The sequence below is a fragment of the Nocardioides seonyuensis genome (genome assembly GCF_004683965.1).
Classification (GTDB): domain Bacteria; phylum Actinomycetota; class Actinomycetes; order Propionibacteriales; family Nocardioidaceae; genus Nocardioides; species Nocardioides seonyuensis.
The window spans coordinates 1,883,677-1,903,140 of the sequence record NZ_CP038436.1; the positions used below are offsets into that span (position 1 = coordinate 1,883,677).

The window sequence follows — 19,464 nt, forward strand, 5'->3', positions numbered from 1 at the left end:
AGACTCGCGTGCTGTCGCCGACTGGAGTGGAGTGGATGCAGATGACGGACCGGACCGACGCGGTCGTCGTGACCGGCGGGGCGGGCTTCATCGGCTGCGCGCTCAGCGCGAGGCTCGCTGACACGGGGATTCCTGTCGTGGCCGTCGACAGCCTGCTGGCCCAGGTGCACCCGGGGCAGACCCGCCCCGACGCCCTCGACCCGCGGGTCGAGCTGGTGGTGGGCGACATCACCGACGCCGAGCTCTGGGACGCCCTCCTGCAGCGGCACCGCCCCCGGCTCCTCGTCCACCTCGCGGCCGAGACCGGCACCGGTCAGTCGCTCACCGAGTCGACGCGGCACGCGGAGTCAAACGTCCTCGGTACGACAGTCATGCTCGACGCCCTGGTGCGCCACGACGCGCAGCCGGACCACATGGTGCTGACCTCGAGCAGGGCGGTCTACGGCGAAGGCCGGTGGATCGACGCCGACGGGACGGCGTTCTTCCCCCAGCCCCGCAGCCACGCCCAGCTGGCATCGGGCCAGTGGGACCACGTGGACGCCGACGGGCGACCGGCCAGGCCCGCCCCGATGGAGGCGGCGCACACCCACCCCAACCCGTCCAGCATCTACGGATCGACCAAGCTCGCCCAAGAGCTCATCATGCGCAACTGGGCGGCCGCCTACTCCGTGCCGTTGTCGGTCTTCCGCCTCCAGAACGTCTACGGCCCCGGTCAGTCCCCCCACAACCCCTACACGGGCATCATCACGCTCTTCCACCGCCTGGCGGCGCGGGGCGAGGTCCTCGACATCTACGAGGACGGTGACATCGGGCGTGACTTCATCCTCATCGACGACGTCGTCGAGGCCCTGGTGGCCGGCATCGAGCGGCCGCCCGCCGAGGGCGGGGCTCCTCGCATCCACGACGTCGGCACCGGGGAGGTCACGACCATCGGTGACGCAGCCCGCGCGATCGCCCGCTACCACGGTGCGCCCGAGCCGCAGGTCTCCGGGAAGTTCCGCGACGGCGACGTGCGCTTCGCGGTGGCCGACGTGACCCGGTTGCGCGAGGAGCTCGGCTGGACCTGGCAGCACGACTTCGAGGCGGGAAGCGCGGCGGTGGCCGAGTTCCTGAAGGAGGGCGGCTTCCTTGACTGACGACGTCACGGTCGACTCCGCGCCCGACGAGGCGTCGGGCCTCTCGGCCCTGCTGTTCGCGCGCACGCCCCTCGAGAACTGGCTGCCGGCGATCGCTCGAGTCCTGGACATCCCGGGACTGGGTCGCGTGCTGCTCAACGTCGGGGGCGACGCCGTACTGCGGGACGGGCTGCTGCCGAGCGACGACCGCATCGCCATCCAAGGTGTTGATCGCTTCTCCGACGCCCTCGTGGCGGCCGCGCACGAGGTGGACGAGCCGCTCCTGGTCATGACGGCGCCGGTGCTGCTGCCGGCGGTGGGTCTCGATCCGGCGCTCTCTGCGATGACTGCGGACGCGCGGATAGCCACGGTGTCGTTCCTGTCGAACGCCGCCGGCTACCTCAGCTTTCCCTACCGCGACCATCCCACTCCCTACTCGATCACCGGCCACGACGAGACCTCGCTGACACGGCGACTGCGCGAGCTCGACCCGGCCATGCGTCCGGCGCCCATCACGGTGCCTGCCGGAGCAGCGTGCCTCGTGAGCCCTCACGCCGTCACGATGGTGGAGGGCCCCCACCCCAACTTCGACGGTGAGCCCGAGGCCTCCCTGATGGACCTCGCGCTGAGGTCGCAGCGGCGTGGTCTCAAGACGGTCCTGGACTCGATGACCTTCGTGGCGCGTCCCTGGGAGCTGGGTCCGTGGGGTCGTCCGCTGCACGACAGCGACCAGGCGCGCTCCATGCTCCACCAGCACCACCACTTCTTCCCGGCGCTCTTCGACGACCAGCGCCCCGACCCCAAGGCGCCGCTCGCCATCGCGATGAGCACGGCCCGCGCCAAGGTCGAGGGCCTGCGGATCGTGATCGACGGGTCGTGCATCGGTCCGATCGAGAACGGCACGCAGGTGCAGACCCTGTCGTTGGCCCGGGCGCTGGCCGCGCGCGACGACGTGCGCGAGGTGATCCTCGGCCTGCCCGGCGAGGTCCCTCGCTACGCACACGCCTACCTCGACTCGCCCAAGCTGCGGACGGTCCACACCCCCGACAACACCTTCGAGGGGGTCGGCGGCGCCGACATCGTGCACCGTCCCTTCCAGCCGGGCGAGGCACTGCCCTACAAGCGGTGGCGCGAGGTGGGGACCCGCACCGTCATCACCATCCAGGACCTCATCGCCCACGCGACCGGCGCCTACCACCTCACGCCCGCCGAGTGGCTCGACTACCGCAAGTCGATGGAGAACTCCTGCCGTCGCGCGGACGGCGTGGTCGTGATCTCCCACGACGTGAGGGAGCAGATGCTCTTCGAGCAGATGCCGGTCGAGACCGACCGCCTCAGCGTGGTGCAGAACGGCACCGACCACCTCAGCGGCGACGAGGAGGCAGAGATGCCTGCCGAGTTCGTCGAGCGTGGGTGGGTCGCGCGGGAGTTCATGGTGGTCCTGGGAGCCAACTACAGCCACAAGAACCGCGACCTGGCGATCCGGATGTGGCAGGAGCTGCGCAAGCGCGGTCACGGCATCGGGCTCGTGCTGGCCGGGGTCTCGGTCGCCCAGGGGTCCAGCCGCGTGAGCGAGACGATGGCGCTCTCCGACGGTGGCGAGGAGCCCATGGTGCTCGCCGACGTCACCTCGGAGGAGCGCAACTGGCTCCTGCGTCACGCGACGATCTGCCTCTATCCCACCGCCGCCGAGGGCTTCGGCCTGGTGCCCTTCGAGGCCGCCCGCTTCGGGACGCCCACGATCCACGCACGGTTCGGCCCCCTGGCCGAGGTGATGCCCGACGTCCCCGTGGCGGCGCCCACCTGGACCCCCTTCGACCTCGCTGACGCTGCCGAGCGCCTCATCAACGACAAGGGATTGGCCAGGGAACAGATCGAGGCCGTGCTGGAGTCCGGTGCCCTCTACTCGTGGGACCGGACCGCTGAAGGCCTCGTCAAGACCTACCGGAACCTCCTGTCGCGCGCGCGACACTGACCACCTACGCAGGAGAAGCATGAGCGACATGGACGCAGCAACGGACACGAGCGAGTCACGCCCCGACACGGCCGGTGGGACGGCCCCCGGCGTCGAGGAGATCGACCGCATCTCCCTCGCCCAGGCGCTGCAGGACTTCGAGGTGGCCAACGCGCGGGTGATGGACCTGACCAGCCGTCTCACCACCACCCACCGGGACCTGGTGGCGACGCGCAGCGAGCTCGAGAAGCTCAAGCTGCGCAACGGCGTGCTGCGCAAGCACAACCGCAGGCTGCAGCGCGAGGTCAAGCAGCTCAACGACTCCCGCGCCGTCCGCTCGGCCCAGGCCGCGACCCGGGCCGTCCAGAAGGCTCGCAAGAAGCTGGGCAAGTGATGAGTGAGGCGAACCCGACGTCGATCCTGTTCTGCATCACCGTCTACAACGGCGAGGAGTTCATCCGCCGGACCCTGGAGTCCGCGACGCGCCTGTCCCACCCCGGGGTCCAGGTCGACCTCCTGGTGCTGGACGACGCGAGCCCTGCGCCCGGCTTCAGCGAGCGGCTGGAGGAGATGTGCGCCGAGCTGAACGTCGGCTACTACCGCACACCGCGAAACCTCGGGATCCCACGCAACGTGAGCCTGGGCATGCTGACTGCCCTGCGTGAGGGCTACGACCACGTCGTCATCAGCAACAGCGACGTGATCTACCCCGCCAACCTCATCGGGCAGCTCCTCGCCTGCGCCGAGGAGGAGGGCGTTGGCTCGGTCACGGCGTGGTCCAACAACGTCTCGGTCTACTCGCTGCCCAACGACGACCCCGACGAGCACCTCGCCGCCCAGGCACGGGTGGACTGGGTGAGCGGGCTCCTGGCCGACCACTACGGCGCCGCAGTGATGGACATCCCTGCGGGCATCTCGTTCTGCATCCTCGTTCCCACCCGGGTGGTGGCCGACGTCGGGGTGATGGACCCGGTCTTCGGCCGCGGCTACTGCGAGGAGACCGACTGGTCGCTGCGCAGCCTCGCCGCCGGCTACCGGATCGCCCTGGCGCCCGGCACCTTCGTCTACCACCAGGGTCGTGGTTCCAACCTGGCGGCCGGGCTCGTGGCGGAGGGCCAGACGACGGTGCCGGCCAACGAGGCGATCATCGACATGCGCTACCCCCTGTTCCGCACCCAGGTGGACGCCTTCGTCAACAGCGGCATCCTGGACAAGGCCCACCGCGACGCGGCCGAGCGCATCGTGCAGTACTCCGGACGGGCCCTCGGCTACCGGGTCGACATCGGCTGGCTTCCGCCGCGCAGTGGTGGCGAGCAGCTCGTCGCGGTCTCGGTCGCACCCGACGGGGCCGACGAGATCCGTGCGGAGTTCATGGGCTTCCGGGTCGACCTGCCCCTCGAGGGCCCCGACGTCGTGGCGTCGCTGACCGAGTTCTTCGGACGCGAGCCCGACACCATCAACGTGAGGGACTCCGGGAAGACCGCCGCCGGGCTGCCCGAGACGATGCAGGACCGCACGCAGCGGATCGGGAACTACCCCGCCCGTGTCTGACCGCGACGCCCCGGGTGCCCGCGGAGCGTCCTCTGCGACGGCCCCGCGCACCCAAGAAGGTCACAAGCTCCGCTCAGACATCCAGGCGCTGCGAGCACTCGCCGTCACGGCGGTGCTCGCCTATCACCTGTGGCCCGGACGCCCGTCCGGCGGATACCTCGGGGTCGACGTCTTCTTCGTCATCTCAGGCTTCCTGATCACCAGCCACCTGCTGAAGAGCCCACCGCGGTCACCGGCGGACTTCGCGCACTTCTGGGCACGCCGGATCGTCCGACTGCTCCCTCCCGCCTTCGTGGTCATCATCTCGACGATCGTCGCGATGCTGGCGTGGATCCCCAGCAGCCAGTGGCGAAGCCTGACCCACGAGGGTCTTGCCTCGATGCTCTACGTCCAGAACTGGCGACTCGTCGCGACGGCGACGGACTACCTCGAGGCTCGCGGCGCTCCCTCGCCGTTCCAGCACTTCTGGTCCTTGTCGGTCGAGGAGCAGTACTACCTCCTGTGGCCGGGCGTGGTCGCGGTGGTGGCCTTCCTCCACCTGCGGCGGCGGTGGGACTACCGCAAGACCGCAGCGGTGGTCTTCGCAGTGCTGCTGCTGGCCTCACTGGCCTGGTCCGTGTGGCAGACCAGCACCCGGCCAGAGGTGGCGTACTTCTCCCTCTTCACGCGCCTGTGGGAGCTCGCTGTCGGCAGCCTCACGGCTGCGCTGTTCCCTGCCCTGGCCGGGCGACTCAGCGTTCCGGTGCGGGTCGCGCTGCTGTGGCTGGGTGCCCTCGGGATCGTGGCCGCGTGCCTGGTCATGACTCCGCAGAGCGCGATCCCGGGCTACGCCGCGCTGCTGCCGACAGTCGCGACCGCGCTCGTGATCGTCGCCAACGACCCGGACAGCCGGCTGAATCCCCAGTGGTTGACGCGATCGCGTCCGGTGCAGTTCCTCGGCGACACCTCCTACGCCCTCTACCTGTGGCACTGGCCGCTGGTCGTCATCGCGCCCTACGCCCTGGAGCGACCGCTGCAGTGGAGCGACCGCCTGGTCGTCCTGGCACTGTCCGTCCTGCTCGCGTGGGCCTCGACCTCACTCCTGGAGGGTCCGGTCAGGTCGTGGCCGTTGCTGCGCCAGCGCCTGCGCCACGCCTACGCACTCGGACTGGTCCTCTCGCTGGGGGTGGTGGCCACGAGCTTCGCCGTGACGACGTACGTCGACCGGGTGGTGGCACAGGACCAGAGGGCGGTGAACCAGGCGCTGGGACGCAACTGCGTGGGCGCGGCAGCCATGGCCAACCCCGAGCACTGCCGGATGCGCGGCTCCAAGCTGATCACCTCGCCGGCCTTCGCACGCGAGGACGTCACCGAGGGGATCCGCGACTGCCTCAACTGGCCGCCGTTCAAGAAGCACCCGATCACCTGCAGCCGCGGCGAGACGGAGGAGCCGGCCAAGAAGATCGCCCTGTTCGGCAACTCGCACGCCGGGCAGTGGACCGAGGCCCTCACCGACATCGCCACCTCGCGGGGATGGCAGCTGGACACCTACATCATGGGCGCCTGCTTCAGCGCCATCGAGCAGCCCTACCCCGAGTGCACGGACATCGTCGGGCAGGCGCTCGACCTCATCGAGCAGGGTGGTTACGACCTGGTGGTGATGGCGACCTACGACGAGGACGCGGACCGCCCCCTGTCGATGTACGACGAGACGATGGACTCCTTCGTCGCGGGTGGGTCATCCGTCCTCGTGCTTCGTGACACGCCTGCTCCGTGGGACCCCGAGAACCCGCCCGTGGACTGCATCGACCAGCACCCCAGGCGCTGGAAGGCCTGCGACGGGCCGCGCGACTGGATCCGCCCGGACCCCATGCACGCGGCGGCGGTGCAGAGCACCTCCGAGGTCGTCCACGACGCCGACTTCACGTCATACTTCTGCAACGAGGAGGTGTGCCCGGCGGTCATCGGCGGTGTCATCGTGCTGTCCGACTACAACCACATGACCACGACGTTCTCCCGGACCCTCGTGCCCTACCTTGAACCCGAGGTGGATCGTGCCCTCGCCTCCACCCCCGATCCGTCCTGAAGCCCTGAGGAGACAGCTGTCATGAAGTGGACCCGACCTCCGGCACCCGCGGCGGCTCGTCGCCCGGTGGCTCCTCGGCCCTACACAGGTGAGCGACTGGTGTGCCTGGAGTCCGACGCCGGCCCGCTCTGGATCCCGGAGTCGGACGACGTCATGCGCCCCTACATCGCCGCACAGGGGGTGTGGGAGGCCGAGGAGGGTCGTCTCCTGCTGGAGCTGGCCCGGCCGAGCGTGCGCAAGGACGCAACCGGTCGGCCCGTCGTGCGCGTGGCCGACATCGGCGCCAACGTCGGCTACTTCAGCCTCCTCCTCGCGAAGACGTTCCCCGGCGCGATCATCGATGCGTTCGAGCCGCACCCCACCACGAGCGCCGTGCTCGCCCTCAACGCCTGGAACAGCGGGGCCGACATCACCCCCCACGCGGTCGCCCTCTCCGCCGGCGCGCGCCTGCTCGGCCTGACCACGGCCGCGACCAACCTGGGCGACACGCGCACCGCGGAGACGGACGTCGCAGACATGCTGACGCCGGCCGCCCCCCTCGACGACCTCCTGCCCGACGCGGTCTACGACCTGGTCAAGATCGACGTGCAGGGCTACGAGCCCGACGTCCTGGCCGGCATGACCGATGCGCTCCACCGGAGCCCCCAGCCGGTCATCGTGAGTGAGTTCTGGCCTGCAGCGCTGCGTGATCGCGGGCTCGACCCGATGGACGTGCTCGAGGGCTACCGCGCGATGGGCCTGGAGATCCGCGCTCACGTGGCCGACGCGGTCACCACCATGGACGACGCCGCGATCGTGCGCGTGTGCGACGAGGCTGGGCCGTTCGGTCAGGTCAACCTCGTGATGAGCAAGGCCGACAGGTCCGCGCTGCGCTGAGGCCCCCCTGATCTCTTCCGCTCCAGTGAGATTTCGGAAGGCGCCCACGAGGCGGCCCGTAGGCTCCCGCCCATGACCGAGACCACCGCTGTCCGTGACCTCCTGGAGCAGATCCAGGGACACGGCGCGTGGGCGGTCATCCGGCGCAAGGCCTCCTCGACGGCCGGGCTGGTCGGAGGGACGCCGCACCAGGTCGAGAGCCTGCTCGACATCCCCCTCGAGAGCGGTCCGCCCCAGCCCGGTCGCAGCGCCGACCGGCTGGTCGCCGTGCCGTTCCGCCAGGTGCGCGAGCGCGGGTTCGCGGCGATCGACGACGCGACGCCGCTGACGGTGGTCGACATCGAGACCGAGCACGAGGTCTCCGTCGACGAGCTGCTCGCCGTGCTTCCCGACGTCCCCGTCGAGTTCGCCGACCGCGGCGGCTTCGAGACCAGCGACGACGAGTACGAGACCATCGTCGAGCGGATCATCCGTGACGAGATCGGCCAGGGCGAGGGCGCCAACCTGGTCATCGGTCGCCACTACCGCGCAGTCGTCGCCGACTGGGACGCCTCCCGCGCCCTCACCGTCTTCCGGCGGTTGCTCGAGCGGGAGCGGGGTGCCTACTGGACCTTCTGCTTCTTCACCGGCGATCGCTACCTGGTCGGGGCCAGCCCGGAGCGACACGTCAGCGTCAAGGCGGGGGACGTGCGGATGAACCCCATCTCGGGCACGTTCCGGGTCGCGGGGCCGGGCGAGCGCGACATGAAGGAGCGCCTGCTCGACTTCCTCGGCGACGAGAAGGAGATCTTCGAGCTCTTCATGGTCGTCGACGAGGAGCTCAAGATGATGTGCGACCTGTGTCAGGAGGGCGGCCAGGTGCTCGGTCCGTTCCTCAAGCCGATGACGCACCTCATCCACACCGAGTACCTCCTGGCCGGCCGGTCCGACCACGACCACCGCGAGATCCTGCGCGACACGATGTACGCCGCCACGGTCACCGGGGCACCCGTCGAGAACGCCTGCCGCCTGATCGCCGACTACGAGCCCGAGGGTCGTGGCTACTACGGCGCCGCGCTGGCGCTCTTCGGCCGCGACCCGGACGGCTCGCCGACGATGGACAGCCCGATCCTCATCCGAACCGCTGACGTCGACCTCGACGGCCGGCTCAAGGTCACGGCCGGGGCCACCCTGGTGCGCGACTCCGACCCGGCCTACGAGGTGGCGGAGACCCGGGCGAAGGCCGGCGGCATCCTGAGTGCGTTCGGCCTCGTGCCCCCTGCCGCGTCCGGGGGAGTCGACGTCGCGGAGCTCGCCCGCGACGAGGACGTGCTGCTCTCCCTCGGGTCGCGCAACCAGCGCCTCTCGCGCTTCTGGCTGACCGACCAGGCCGGGGAACCGGCCGATCCGGCGCTGGCCGGGAAGTCGGTGGTGATCCTCCACGGTGAGGACGACTTCGTGAACATGCTGCGCCACGTGCTCGGCGTGTTCGGGATGACCACGACCGTCGTCCGCCACGAGGACTACGCCACCGGTGCCTTCGACGGGGCGGACCTGGCGATCGTCGGGCCCGGCCCGGGCGACCCCCGAGACGGCGACCACCCCAAGATCGCGGCGTTCCGCAAGGCCGTGGACGACCTGCTCGCGGGGGACCAGCCGTTCCTGGCGGTGTGCCTGGGCCACCAGACGCTCTGCCAGCGCCTCGGCATCCCGCTGGCCTACAAGGACATCGTGTTCCAGGGGACCCAGTCGGCTGTCGTGCTCGACGGCCGCAGCGAGCGCGTGGGGTTCTACAACACGTTCGTCGGCAGGGTCGGGAGGGACGGACTGCCCGACGGGGTGAGCGTGGACAGCGATCCCGACACCGGCGACGTCCACGCCGTGCGCGGCCCGCACTTCCGCGGCATCCAGTTCCACGCCGAGTCGATCCTCAGCGAGAACGGCTACGACCTGCTCCACGACGCCGTGCGCGACCTGGTGCTGCGCCGCGGCTGACCGCGACAGGCCCTGCCGCGAGTCCTGCAACCAAACCGCTGCTCAGGACGTCATCATCTGTGAGACCACCGGGGGATAGGAAACACGTGCAGCATCTTCGACGGGGGCTGGGTGCCCTCTGCCTCTCGCTCTGCCTGCTCGCCTTCGCCGCCTGCGGGGGCAGCGCGTCGGCGACCGACGCCGGTGTCTCGGTGAACCAGGTGGCGCTGACCAAGAACGTCATGAAGGCGCGCACCGCAAAGGCGGCGAAGAAGCCCAACATCGTCGTGGTCATGCTCGACGACTTCTCCATGGACCTGCTGCAGACGATGCGCTCGGCGCGGGCGATGCGTCGCAGCGGGGCGTCGTACTCCCACGCGTTCGCGGTCGACTCGCTGTGCTGCGTGTCGCGGTCGAGCTTCTTCACCGGCCAGTACCCCCACCAGACCGGCGTCCACACCAACACCTCGAACCAGGGGCGTTCCGACCTCGGTGGGTGGCCGGCGTTCCTCGCCCACGGCAACCCCCAGCGTTCGTTCAACGTCCGGCTGCAGCAGGCGGGCTACGACACCGGCTTCGTCGGCAAGTACCTCAACGAGTACGAGTGGGGCCCCGGTCGTCCCCTGCCACCCGTCCCGCCGGGATGGTCGACGTTCGACGTGGTGTTCGGCTCGGCGTACGACGGCTGGGACTTCGCGAGCTCGACCCTCGAGGGTGGCCGCATGCGGATCGTCGACCACCCGGCGCCACCGGCCAGCGCGCCGGCCGCGGCGAAGGACGCCGCCTACGCAGGGACCGTCATCGGCGACCTGGCGCTGGACTTCATCGCCCGCGGCGAGGCGGGGTCGAAGCCCTACTTCCTCGAGGTGGCGGCCTACGCCCCGCACAACCGGACCCAGCCCCTCGGGCACTACCCGGGAGACCCCCTGTTCCCGGCGATGTTCCGCGATCGCGCAGGCGACCGCAGCTGCGGCCGGGTCGCGTGCTCGAGGCTCACGACCCGAGACCTGCCGGGCTTCGGCGACCGCCGCGCCGACAACAGGCCACGGCTGCGCAACGGCAAGCCGGCGCGGGTCTGGAACACCGGCGGCGGCCTCTCCCGAGCCGCGGCGGTGCGCGACCTGCGCGACCGCGCGCGCATGGCGCAGTCGACCGACCGCCTGGTCACCCAGATCCTCGAGACGGTCGGCGACGACACCTACGTCGTGCTGACCTCCGACAACGGATTCCACCTCGGCCAGAACGGCCTGGCCCGCGGCAAGGGCACGGCGTACGACACCGACACGCACGTGCCGCTGCTGGTCACCGGGCCGGGGGTCGTGCCCGGCGTGCGACGCGAGGTCACCAACAACATCGACCTCGCGCCCACCTTCGAGGAGCTCGCCGGGCTCCGGCCGGCGCGCTTCCGCTCGGGCGTGTCGCTGGTGCCGACCTTCGGTGACCGCAAGGTCGTGCGCCGCACCCACGCGTTCTTCGAGCACACGCAGCAGACCCTGGTCGGCGGCGACCCCGACGCGGCCTACACCGGCGGTGAGCTCGACCGCATCCCGTCCTACACCGCGGTGCGGAGCAGGACGGGGCTGCTCGTCCGCCTCGACCTCGACCCCTCCGCGCGCGGCACCACGTGGGGCTATGAGTTCTACAACTATCGCCACCGCGCGTTCGAGGCGCGCAACCAGTTCGCCAGCCCCAGGCGGGCGGCCGAGGTCGCCGACCTGATGGCCAGGCTGAAAGCCTTCGACAAGTGCCGCGAGTCAGGCAACCAGCGCGTGCCCGCGCGCTGTCGCGCGCTCACCAGGTAGTCCGGGTCACTCCGGGCCGGGCACCCGCTCCACCCGCCGCCAGCGCCCATCCTCGTCGCGGCTGACCAGGCCGAGACGCTCGAACTCCTCGAGCCAGCCCAGCATGGGGGACTCGCCCCAGCGGCCGCGGAAGATCTCGGCGTTGCGGACGATGTCGTCGACGTGCTCGACCGGGGGACGCGACACGGGGTGCCACTGGTGGTAGGCACGCGCCGCGCCGACCCACCCCATCCCGACACCGGCCTCGACCACCACCCGCGCGAAGTCGGTGTCCTCGCCGCCGTACCCGACGTACTCCTCGCAGAACCCGCCGGCCCTGAGCCACGCGTCTGCGGAGCAGGCGAAGGAGAGCGACCAGAACAGCGCCGGGTCCGCGCCCGTGACCAGCTCGCCCGGCGTCGGCGCGGGCCGGGCGGGGTGTGGTGAGTCCAGGGCGTCCAGCCGGGCAAGGTCGTAGCCACCCGCGGGGGGTGGGTCCAGGTAGGTGACCGGACCCGACCAGACGGTCGACGGCCCGTCCTCGACGGCGTGGCGGTAGCCCTCGACGAGCGTGGGCCCGGCCAGGCAGTCGACGTCGAGGAAGACGAGGACGTCGGCACCCCGCCGCAGGGCCTCCGACACGCCGAGGTTGCGGGCCGCCGCCAGCGGCAGGCCGAGGTCGGTCCCGGCGAGCGCGACGGTGCTGCGACCACTGCGCACGAGGTCGGCGTCGTCCAGTGCGACGACGACGTGCTCGTCGGCCGGCTCCGACGAGGCGGCGAGCGAGCGCTGCTGGGCTGCAAGGTGAGCGTGGCGGCCGTGCGCCACGGTCACCACGGCGGTGCGGCTCACGCGGCGCGCTCCTGCCGGGCCACGGACTCGACCAGGCGTGCGATGCGGTGCGGTGCCGCTCCGTCGAACCAGCGCGACCAGGCTGCTCCGTCGAGGTCCCGGGCAGCGTGCAGGACGTCACGCCACGCTGCGTCCGCGCGGTCCTCCACGACGACGGCAGGCCACCCCTGCCGCAGGACGGCTGCTGTGACGTGCTGCTCGTCGAAGGGTCGGGGAGCGGGTACGACGACCGCGGGCACCCGTGACGCCGCGACCTCGGCCAGGGAGTTCTGGCCCGGCGCGATGACCGCCACGTCCGCGTCGGCGAGGACAGCGGCCGGGTCCTCGTGCCACGTGCCGAGGGTCCGGCTCAGCACGGTCCACTCCCAGTCGGGGGTCTGCTCCTGCGCGCGGGCGAGGGTCCGCGCGGTGAGGCCGTCGCCCCCGGTCCCGGCCAGCACCACGGCGCGGGGAGGACCCGGACGGCGTGCGACCGCCTCGTCCCGCACCGGGAAGCGCGACACCGCACCGACCGCCTGGAAGCGCTTGGAGACCTCGGGGTCGAGCCCCGGGAGCATCCCGGCCGTCCAGCCCTCCGGCCACGCGCCCACGAGCTCCGAGCAGGCGTCGAAACCCAGGCGATGGGCGGGATCGGCGCGACGGCCCGGCGCGGTGAGGCCGACCACGGGGACGCCGTGCAGGCGCGCGAGCAGGCACACCTCGACGGACTGGTCGACCACGAGCGCGTGCGGGCCGGCCCGGTCGAGCCAGGCCGAGATCATGGTCATCCGACGTCGCAGCCCGGGATCTCGGAGCGGCACCCAGTGCAGCCGGCCACGGGCAGTCGCGTCGGCCGCGTCGTCGTACCCGCCGGGTCGCTGGTCGTCGAGGGGGAGCTGCACCCAGGCGCCGGGCCAGTCCGCCGGCCGCGGCAGGGACGAGAGCCCGGTGACGGGGACGTGCAGTGCCGCCGCGACGGTCCTGGCGCGGTGGAGGTGGCCGGTGCCGTGGTGGTGGACGTAGTAGCCGATCACGCCGCGATGCCCCGATCGACCAGGCGTGCGTAGACCTCCTCGTAGCCGCGGACCATGCGCTGCAGCGACAGCTCCTCGACGGCATGGCGTCGTACGACGTCGCGGTCGAGCAGGCGCGCCTCCTGGATCGCGGCCGCAAGCAGCCGGGTGTCCCCGGGGGGCGCGAGCCGGCCGCACCTCGGGTGGATGACCTCGGGGAGACCGCCTCGGGCGTAGGCCGCGACCGGCGTCCCGCAGGCGATGGCCTCCGCCGCGACCAGGCCGTAGGGCTCGTCCCACACCGGGGTCACGATCGCGACGGCGGAACGGCCCACCAGGTCGGCGAGCCCGCCCTGGTCGAGGTGCCCTGCATAGGTCACCTCCCGGCCGAGCCGCGGAACCACCTCCGCCTCGAAGTAGTCGCGGTCCAGCACCGGCCCGGCGAGGACCACGGGGATGCCGGCTCGACGGGCCGCGTCGATCGCCTCGTGGGGTGCCTTCTCGGGCACGATGCGGCCGGACCAGACAGCGTTCGCACCGCCCGGACCCGCCTGCCACCGGTCGGTGTCGATCCCGTTGGGGACGCACACGCTGTCGACGAGGTGGGACCACGACCGCGCGATGAACTCGGAGACGGCGGTGAAGGTGCTGGCGCCCGCGCCCCTGGCGATGGCGGAGGCCAGCGCGGGGATCGGAGGGGTGTGCAGCGTGGTCACCAGCGGAACGGCCAGGATCCCCGCCATGGCCACCGGCAGGTGGTGGAGGCTGTTGTTGTGCACGACGTCGAAGCGCGGCGGTCCAGGCCGTGCCAGGTCGAGCATCAAGGACAGATAGGCATGGTGCTCGGCGACGTGCACACCGGGTGGCGCGTCGAGGTCGTGCCGTCCGTCGTGGGTGCTTGGGACCGGGTGGACCGACAGCTCGATCACGTCCAGCGCCGGGTCGGAGTGGGGGGCGGCGAAGACGGCGACCTCGTGGCCGCGGCGCACGAGCTCCCGGGCGAGGTGCCAGGTCATCGACTCCAGGCCACCGACGAACGGCTCGGCGATGGGGAACCTGCTGTTGGCGACCAGACAGATCCGCAACGGTTCCGATCTCATGGTCGTAGGAGGGATCGGTAGATGGAGTCGTGGCTGGCCGCGATGCGGGCACGCTGCTCGAGGCGCTCCTCGAGCGTGGCGCCGAGAGCGGGTCGCTCCTCGTGGGCCCGCACGACTGCGTCACGGAGGGAAGCGGGGTCGAAGGCGTCCTCGTCGTGCACGTAGCCCAGGACGGGCCCCTGGTCGGCGAAGTAGCCGCACGTCGGGGCGATCACCGTGGTCTGCAGGTCACGGCACGCCTCCAGCCACCCCGAGTGCGTGCCGAAGCGGTAGGGCAGCACTGAGACGTCCAGCGAACCCAGGTAGTCCCACAGCCCTGCATCCGAGAAGTAGTCGTGCACGAACAGCTCGAGCGCTCCACGGTCGTGCTGCTCCCTGAGGTAGTCCGCCAGGGGCTCGTCGTGGCGGGCGCCACCGTGCTCCAGGACGTCCCGGTGGCCGTTCACCTGGAGCACGGCGCCGTCGAGCTCGGCGACGGTCTCCACCAGCACGGGCAGGATCCGCAGCGGGTCCATGCTCGCGCGCAGGCTCTTCACGTGGACGCCCACACGGAAGGACCTTCGCGGAGCTCGGGGGACCGAGTCCTCGGCGGCCGCCAGCGTCTCGAGGTCGACGACATGGGGATGGGGCACGACGTCCGCGCTGCGCCCCCAGCGCTCCTCGATCTCCCGTGCCGCGCCGGGGGTGAGCGTGACCAGCGCGTCGGCGGCGGGGACGAGCACGTCGAGCTGCTCGTCGTGGGCCCGGCGGTCCTCGTGGTGCGGGTTCCGGAGGTCGTGGACGGTGAACACGAGCGGCTTGCCCCGCTCGCGCAGGACGGCCACCAGTCGACGCAGCTGCGCGGGCGAGCAGGCGTCGAACCCGAAGTGGAGGTGGAACAGGTCGAACTCCGCGCCCCGCGCCCAGTCCGGGTCGAGCATGACCGGCGGCCACCAGGCGCCGGTGGCTGCCGTCGACGGGCGCGTGGGGTCCGGGTCGGGCAGGCGCGTGGGGGCCGGTCCGGACACGGGGGAGAGGTGGCGCACGTAGACGTGTCCCGAGGGGACCGACGCGATCGTGAGTGGCCTCTGGCCGGTCGGGTGGTCGTGTGCGGCGAGCGTCATGGGCAAGCGGTACCCCGTGCGTCCTCCGCGCATTCATCGTGTTCAGCGGCCGCTAGCCTCACCCCCGTGACGCCGGACGTGATCGTGGTCGACCACCACGACTCCTACACGTGGAACCTCGTCCACCTCGTCGCGTCCGTCACCGGCGTGCTCCCGCGGGTCGTGCAGCACGACTCGGTCTCGGCCGAGGACGTCCTGGAGCACTCGCACGTGGTCCTCTCGCCGGGACCGGGACATCCCGCCGAGCCGGCCGACTTCGCCGTGGGGCGCGAGGTCCTCCTCGCAGGAACGCGACCCGTGCTGGGGGTGTGCCTGGGGATGCAGGGGCTGGTGACGGCCTACGGCGGTGAGGTCGGTCGTGTCGTGCCCGCCCACGGCGACGTCGCCCACGTCCGACACGACGGGGCCCGGATCTTCGCCGGCGTGCCCCAGGATTTCGCCGCGGTGCGCTACCACTCGCTCGCCGCACTGTCCCTGCCGGACGCCGTGGTCGCGACGGCGTGGAGCGAGGACGGCGTGGTGATGGGCGTGCGCCACCGCACGCTTCCGCTCGAGGGTGTGCAGTTCCACCCGGAGTCGGTCCTGTCCGAGCACGGCGCGGACCTGGTCGCCAACTTCCTGGGGGAGCGGTGACCGACCCCGTCGCGTTCTTCCGCGAGGTCGCGTCGCGGCACCCCCGCTGCTTCTGGCTTGACGGGGGCGGCGCCCGTGAGTGGTCCGGCCGGCGCTCCATCATCGGCTGGCTCCACGACGACGCGCCCTCCCTGTCGTACGACGCCGCGGCGGGGGTCGTCACCCGGCACTCGGGGGGCGCGTCGGTCGTGGTCGGCACCGACCCGTTCGTGGTGCTGGAGGAGACGATGCAGCCCGGCGAGCAGTGGTTCGGCTGCTTCGGCTACGCCTCGCGCCCTGACCTCCCGGCACGCCCCGCCTCCTCCGGCCCCGGCGACGCGATGCCCGGCGACGCGATGCCCGACGCGGTGTGGATGCGCGCCTCCCACGTCCGGATGTTCGACCACGCCGAGTCGGCGCAAACCTCCCGCCGAGTCGGCGCGAACCCCCCGCCCAGTCGGCGCGAACCTCCCGTCGAGTCGGCGCCAGGGTGGTACGCCGCCGCGTACGACCGCGTCCAGGAGCACCTCCACGCCGGCAACTCCTACGAGGTCAACCTGACCTACCGCGAGGAGATCGAGTCCGACCTGGCCCCGAGCGAGGCCTACCTGCGCCTGCGCGACCTCAACCCCGCGCCGTACGCCGGGTTCCTGCAGCACGACGTCGACGGCGCGCGCGCCTGGCTGCTGTCGAGCTCCCCCGAGCGGTTCGCCCTGGTGGGCGAGGACCGCACCATCGAGACCAGGCCCATCAAGGGCACCACCGACCGGGGCAGCACGCCCGAGGACGACCGCCGCCAGCGCGAGCGGCTCGCGTCCGACGCGAAGTTCCGGGCCGAGAACCTGATGATCGTCGACCTGCTCCGGCACGACCTCGCCACCGTGTCCGAGCCGGGGTCGGTGGAGGTACCGCAGCTGATGGCGGTGGAGACCTACGCCTCCGTCCACCAGCTCGTCTCGACGGTGCGCGGTCAACTGCGCAACGACGTGTCCACCGTGGCCGCGCTGCGGGCGATCTTCCCGGCGGGATCCATGACCGGGGCGCCCAAGCTGAGGACGATGCAGGTGATCGAGGAGGTGGAGCTGACCCCGCGAGGGCTCTACTCCGGTGCGTTCGGCTGGATCAGCGGCGACGGCGCGGCCGACCTCGGCGTGGTGATCCGGTCCCTCACGACGGGCGGCGACGGCCGGTGGACCTTCGGCACCGGCGGCGGCATCACGGTGCGGTCCGACGCGGCCGAGGAGTGGGCCGAGACGAGGTGGAAGGCAGCCCGGCTGCGCGCGGCTGTGGACCTGTAACGCCGGGTTGGCGGCTGTACCCACCCCTGTGCACCGGGGTGGGTACAGCCATCAACACGGCGTTACAGGGCGAGCGACTCCGGAAGATCAGCCGGGGCCGCCGGGAGCCACAGCGCGAAGCGTGCGCCACCGCTCGGCGCCTCCTCGACCTTCACCTGCCCGCCATGGCGTTCGACGACGTGTCGCACGATGGCGAGCCCGAGGCCCGACCCCGGCATCGAGCGTGACTCCGTGGAGCGCCAGAACCGGTCGAAGACGTGAGGACGGTCCGCCTCAGCGACGCCGGGCCCCTCGTCGTCGACCGTGAGGATCCCCGAGTCGAGGCGCACGGTGATCGTGCCGTCGTCGCTGCTCCACTTGGCGGCGTTGTCGAGCAGGTTGGTGACCGCGCGCTCCAGGTCTGCCGCGGAGCCCATGACGGTCCACGGGGCCAGGTCGACGTCGAAGCGGGCGCGGGGAGCGCGGCGTCGTACGCGGGCGAGGGCCCGCTCGACGACCTCGACGAGGTCGACCCGCTCGATGACGGGGACAGGCTCCTCGTCGCGAGCGAGCACGACGAGGTCGCCGATCAGCGTGCTCATCTCCTGCATCTGCGCCCGGACGTCGTCGAGGAGCTCGAGCCGCGACTCGGCGGTGAACGCCGGGTCGCCCTCGGCCTGGCGCAGCAGGTCGAGGTTGGTCCGCACCGAGGTCAGCGGGGTGCGGAGCTCGTGGCTCGCGTCGGCCACCAGCCGACGTTGCCGGTCACGGGAGGCGCCCAGCGCGAGCAGCATCTGGTTGAACGCGGTCGCGAGGCGCGCGATCTCGTCGTCACCCTCGACCCGCAGGGGCGTGAGGTCCTCGGTGACCGCGATCTTCTCCACCGCGCTCGTGAGGCGGCGCACCGGCCGCAACCCGTTGGCGGCGACCAGCCAGCCGACCGCGGCGGCCGCGAGCACGCCGAGGCCGCCGTAGACGAGCATCACGGATCCGAGCTTCTCCAGCACCCGTTCCTGGGGCGCCAGGGGCTGGGCGAGCACGAGGGCCTGACCGCTGCCCGCGGGCACGGCAGCCACCCGGAAGCGTTCGCCGTTGTCGGCCGTGAGGGTGCGCACGGAAGACGGTGTCTCGCCGCTGGCGACGAGAAGCTCGGGCTTGCCCAGCTGGAAGGCGGGGAAGTCGTCGGCGGTGCGGTAGTCGCGCTCGGCGGTGATGAAGATGACGCGCACGTCGGCCGCACCCAGCATCCAGGAGGGGACGTCCTGCGCCGTGATGGCCGAGAGCGCGGTGTAGCTCGCCGCCCGCTGCGCACGGTTGAGCAAGGAGTCGTCGAGCGAGCTCTGGAGCTGCATGCGCATCACGAGGAAGGCCGTCAGGGCCATCACCGCGATCGAGGCGCCCACCGCGAGCGCGGTGAGCACGGCGACCCGTGAGGCCAACGACCGCCGGTAGTGCCAACGACCGCTCGGCCAGGGTCCGGCGCTCACGATTCCTTCAGCACGTAGCCGACACCGCGCACGGTCTGGATCAGGCGTGGCTCGCCCTCGGCCTCGGTCTTGCGGCGCAGGTAGCCGACGTAGACCTCGAGCGAGTTGGCGGTCGTCGGGAAGTCGTAGCCCCAGACCTCCTCGAGGATGAAGCTGCGCTCCAGCACCCGCCGGGGCCGCCGCAGGAACATCTCGAGCAGGGTGAACTCGGTGCGGGTCAGCTCGATCGGGCGGGCACCGCGACGGACGTCCCGGCTCGCGACGTCCATGGTGAGGTCGGCGAACGACAGGACCTCGTCGTCGGCGCCGTCGGCGGGTACGACGCGGCGGAGCAGGGCGCGCAGGCGGGCCAGCAGCTCCTCCAGGGCGAACGGCTTGGTGAGGTAGTCGTCAGCGCCGGCGTCGAGTCCGTCCACGCGGTCCCCCACCGCGTCCCTCGCGGTCAGCACCAGGACCGGCACGTCGTTGCCGCCGGCGCGCAGGGCCCTGGTCGCCTCGATGCCGTCGAGCCGGGGCATCATCACGTCCATCACGATGACGTCGGGGTGCTCCGACCCGACAGCGATGAGCGCTTCGGCTCCGTCGGAGGCCTGCAGCACGGTGTATCCGTTGAACTCCAGGGAGCGGCGCAGCGAGTCGCGGACCGCTCGGTCGTCGTCGACGACCAGCACGCGAGGCTTGGAGTCGGGCATGTGGCAAGAATGCCAGCCACGCCTGAGGGAGTCCTGAGTCGGACGCGGCAGGCC

The 19,464-nt window shown here is 71.5% G+C and carries 16 protein-coding genes; 10 read left to right on the forward strand and 6 right to left on the reverse strand.

Going from position 1 to position 19,464, the window contains the following annotated elements; all coding sequences use genetic code 11:
* The first annotated feature begins 41 nt into the window (after positions 1-41).
* From EXE58_RS09220 to EXE58_RS09255, 8 genes are all read left to right on the forward strand, one after another.
* Positions 42-1,136, forward strand: coding sequence for an NAD-dependent epimerase/dehydratase family protein (locus EXE58_RS09220; protein WP_135267606.1), 1,095 nt, complete (start codon positions 42-44; stop codon positions 1,134-1,136).
* Complete coding sequence (locus EXE58_RS09225; RefSeq protein WP_135267607.1) at positions 1,129-3,090, forward strand: glycosyltransferase; 1,962 nt, start codon at positions 1,129-1,131, stop codon at positions 3,088-3,090. Before EXE58_RS09220 ends, EXE58_RS09225 begins: the two co-directional genes overlap by 8 nt.
* A gap of 28 nt (positions 3,091-3,118) precedes the next feature.
* On the forward strand, positions 3,119-3,463 hold the full coding sequence (locus EXE58_RS09230; RefSeq protein WP_208544186.1) for a hypothetical protein: 345 nt from the start codon (positions 3,119-3,121) through the stop codon (positions 3,461-3,463).
* Positions 3,463-4,620: a glycosyltransferase family 2 protein gene (locus tag EXE58_RS09235; RefSeq protein WP_135267608.1), complete on the forward strand. Its 1,158-nt coding sequence runs from the start codon at positions 3,463-3,465 to the stop codon at positions 4,618-4,620. Before EXE58_RS09230 ends, EXE58_RS09235 begins: the two co-directional genes overlap by 1 nt.
* Entirely contained in the window at positions 4,613-6,685 is a 2,073-nt protein-coding gene (locus tag EXE58_RS09240) for an acyltransferase family protein (RefSeq protein WP_135267609.1), read from the forward strand. The genes EXE58_RS09235 and EXE58_RS09240 overlap by 8 nt, the downstream gene beginning before the upstream one ends.
* Before the next feature lie 21 nt (positions 6,686-6,706).
* Positions 6,707-7,561 (forward strand): FkbM family methyltransferase, encoded by an 855-nt coding sequence (locus EXE58_RS09245; RefSeq protein WP_135267610.1) that lies wholly within the window; start codon positions 6,707-6,709, stop codon positions 7,559-7,561.
* Positions 7,562-7,633: 72 nt separating this feature from the next.
* Positions 7,634-9,535 (forward strand): chorismate-binding protein, encoded by a 1,902-nt coding sequence (locus tag EXE58_RS09250; protein WP_135267611.1) that lies wholly within the window; start codon positions 7,634-7,636, stop codon positions 9,533-9,535.
* An 86-nt stretch (positions 9,536-9,621) separates the two neighbouring features.
* Complete coding sequence (locus tag EXE58_RS09255) at positions 9,622-11,316, forward strand: sulfatase-like hydrolase/transferase (RefSeq protein WP_135267612.1); 1,695 nt, start codon at positions 9,622-9,624, stop codon at positions 11,314-11,316.
* A gap of 6 nt (positions 11,317-11,322) precedes the next feature.
* On the opposite strand, the gene EXE58_RS09260 is transcribed toward EXE58_RS09255, so the two are convergent.
* From EXE58_RS09260 to EXE58_RS09275, 4 genes are read right to left on the reverse strand one after another with little or no spacing between them, the layout of a single operon-like run.
* The gene (locus tag EXE58_RS09260; protein WP_135267613.1) at positions 11,323-12,147 is read right to left on the reverse strand and encodes a glycosyltransferase family 2 protein; all 825 of its coding nucleotides are present in this window, start codon (positions 12,145-12,147) and stop codon (positions 11,323-11,325) included.
* Positions 12,144-13,160, reverse strand: coding sequence for a hypothetical protein (locus tag EXE58_RS09265; protein WP_135267614.1), 1,017 nt, complete (start codon positions 13,158-13,160; stop codon positions 12,144-12,146). Before EXE58_RS09265 ends, EXE58_RS09260 begins: the two co-directional genes overlap by 4 nt.
* Positions 13,157-14,239: a glycosyltransferase gene (locus EXE58_RS09270; protein ID WP_135267615.1), complete on the reverse strand. Its 1,083-nt coding sequence runs from the start codon at positions 14,237-14,239 to the stop codon at positions 13,157-13,159. The genes EXE58_RS09265 and EXE58_RS09270 overlap by 4 nt, the downstream gene beginning before the upstream one ends.
* On the reverse strand, positions 14,236-15,342 hold the full coding sequence (locus EXE58_RS09275; RefSeq protein ID WP_135267616.1) for a glycosyltransferase: 1,107 nt from the start codon (positions 15,340-15,342) through the stop codon (positions 14,236-14,238). The genes EXE58_RS09270 and EXE58_RS09275 overlap by 4 nt, the downstream gene beginning before the upstream one ends.
* A 66-nt stretch (positions 15,343-15,408) precedes the next feature.
* On the opposite strand from EXE58_RS09275, the gene EXE58_RS09280 reads away from it, so the two are divergent.
* A complete protein-coding gene (locus tag EXE58_RS09280) occupies positions 15,409-15,975 on the forward strand; it encodes an anthranilate synthase component II (protein ID WP_135267617.1) in 567 nt (188 codons plus the stop codon).
* Positions 15,972-17,252, forward strand: a complete 1,281-nt coding sequence (locus tag EXE58_RS09285; RefSeq protein WP_135267618.1) for an anthranilate synthase component I family protein — start codon at positions 15,972-15,974, stop codon at positions 17,250-17,252. The genes EXE58_RS09280 and EXE58_RS09285 overlap by 4 nt, the downstream gene beginning before the upstream one ends.
* A gap of 62 nt (positions 17,253-17,314) precedes the next feature.
* Here EXE58_RS09285 and EXE58_RS09290 read toward each other — a convergent pair whose 3' ends face one another.
* Together EXE58_RS09290 and EXE58_RS09295 are read right to left on the reverse strand one after the other, a co-directional pair.
* Positions 17,315-18,718 (reverse strand): HAMP domain-containing sensor histidine kinase, encoded by a 1,404-nt coding sequence (locus EXE58_RS09290; RefSeq protein WP_244242505.1) that lies wholly within the window; start codon positions 18,716-18,718, stop codon positions 17,315-17,317.
* Complete coding sequence (locus EXE58_RS09295) at positions 18,715-19,410, reverse strand: response regulator transcription factor (protein WP_135267619.1); 696 nt, start codon at positions 19,408-19,410, stop codon at positions 18,715-18,717. Before EXE58_RS09295 ends, EXE58_RS09290 begins: the two co-directional genes overlap by 4 nt.
* Positions 19,411-19,464: the final 54 nt, after the last annotated feature.

What these genes read in the sequence shown, in the direction of transcription:
- EXE58_RS09220 (WP_135267606.1), top strand. Translation starts at nt 42, where the DNA reads ATGACGGACCGGACCGACGCGGTCGTCGTGACCGGCGGGGCGGGCTTC.
- EXE58_RS09230 (WP_208544186.1), top strand. Translation starts at nt 3,119, where the DNA reads ATGGACGCAGCAACGGACACGAGCGAGTCACGCCCCGACACGGCCGGT.
- EXE58_RS09235 (WP_135267608.1), top strand. Translation starts at nt 3,463, where the DNA reads ATGAGTGAGGCGAACCCGACGTCGATCCTGTTCTGCATCACCGTCTAC.
- EXE58_RS09245 (WP_135267610.1), top strand. Translation starts at nt 6,707, where the DNA reads ATGAAGTGGACCCGACCTCCGGCACCCGCGGCGGCTCGTCGCCCGGTG.
- EXE58_RS09250 (WP_135267611.1), top strand. Translation starts at nt 7,634, where the DNA reads ATGACCGAGACCACCGCTGTCCGTGACCTCCTGGAGCAGATCCAGGGA.
- EXE58_RS09270 (WP_135267615.1), bottom strand. Translation starts at nt 14,239, where the DNA reads ATGAGATCGGAACCGTTGCGGATCTGTCTGGTCGCCAACAGCAGGTTC.
- EXE58_RS09275 (WP_135267616.1), bottom strand. Translation starts at nt 15,342, where the DNA reads ATGACGCTCGCCGCACACGACCACCCGACCGGCCAGAGGCCACTCACG.
- EXE58_RS09295 (WP_135267619.1), bottom strand. Translation starts at nt 19,410, where the DNA reads ATGCCCGACTCCAAGCCTCGCGTGCTGGTCGTCGACGACGACCGAGCG.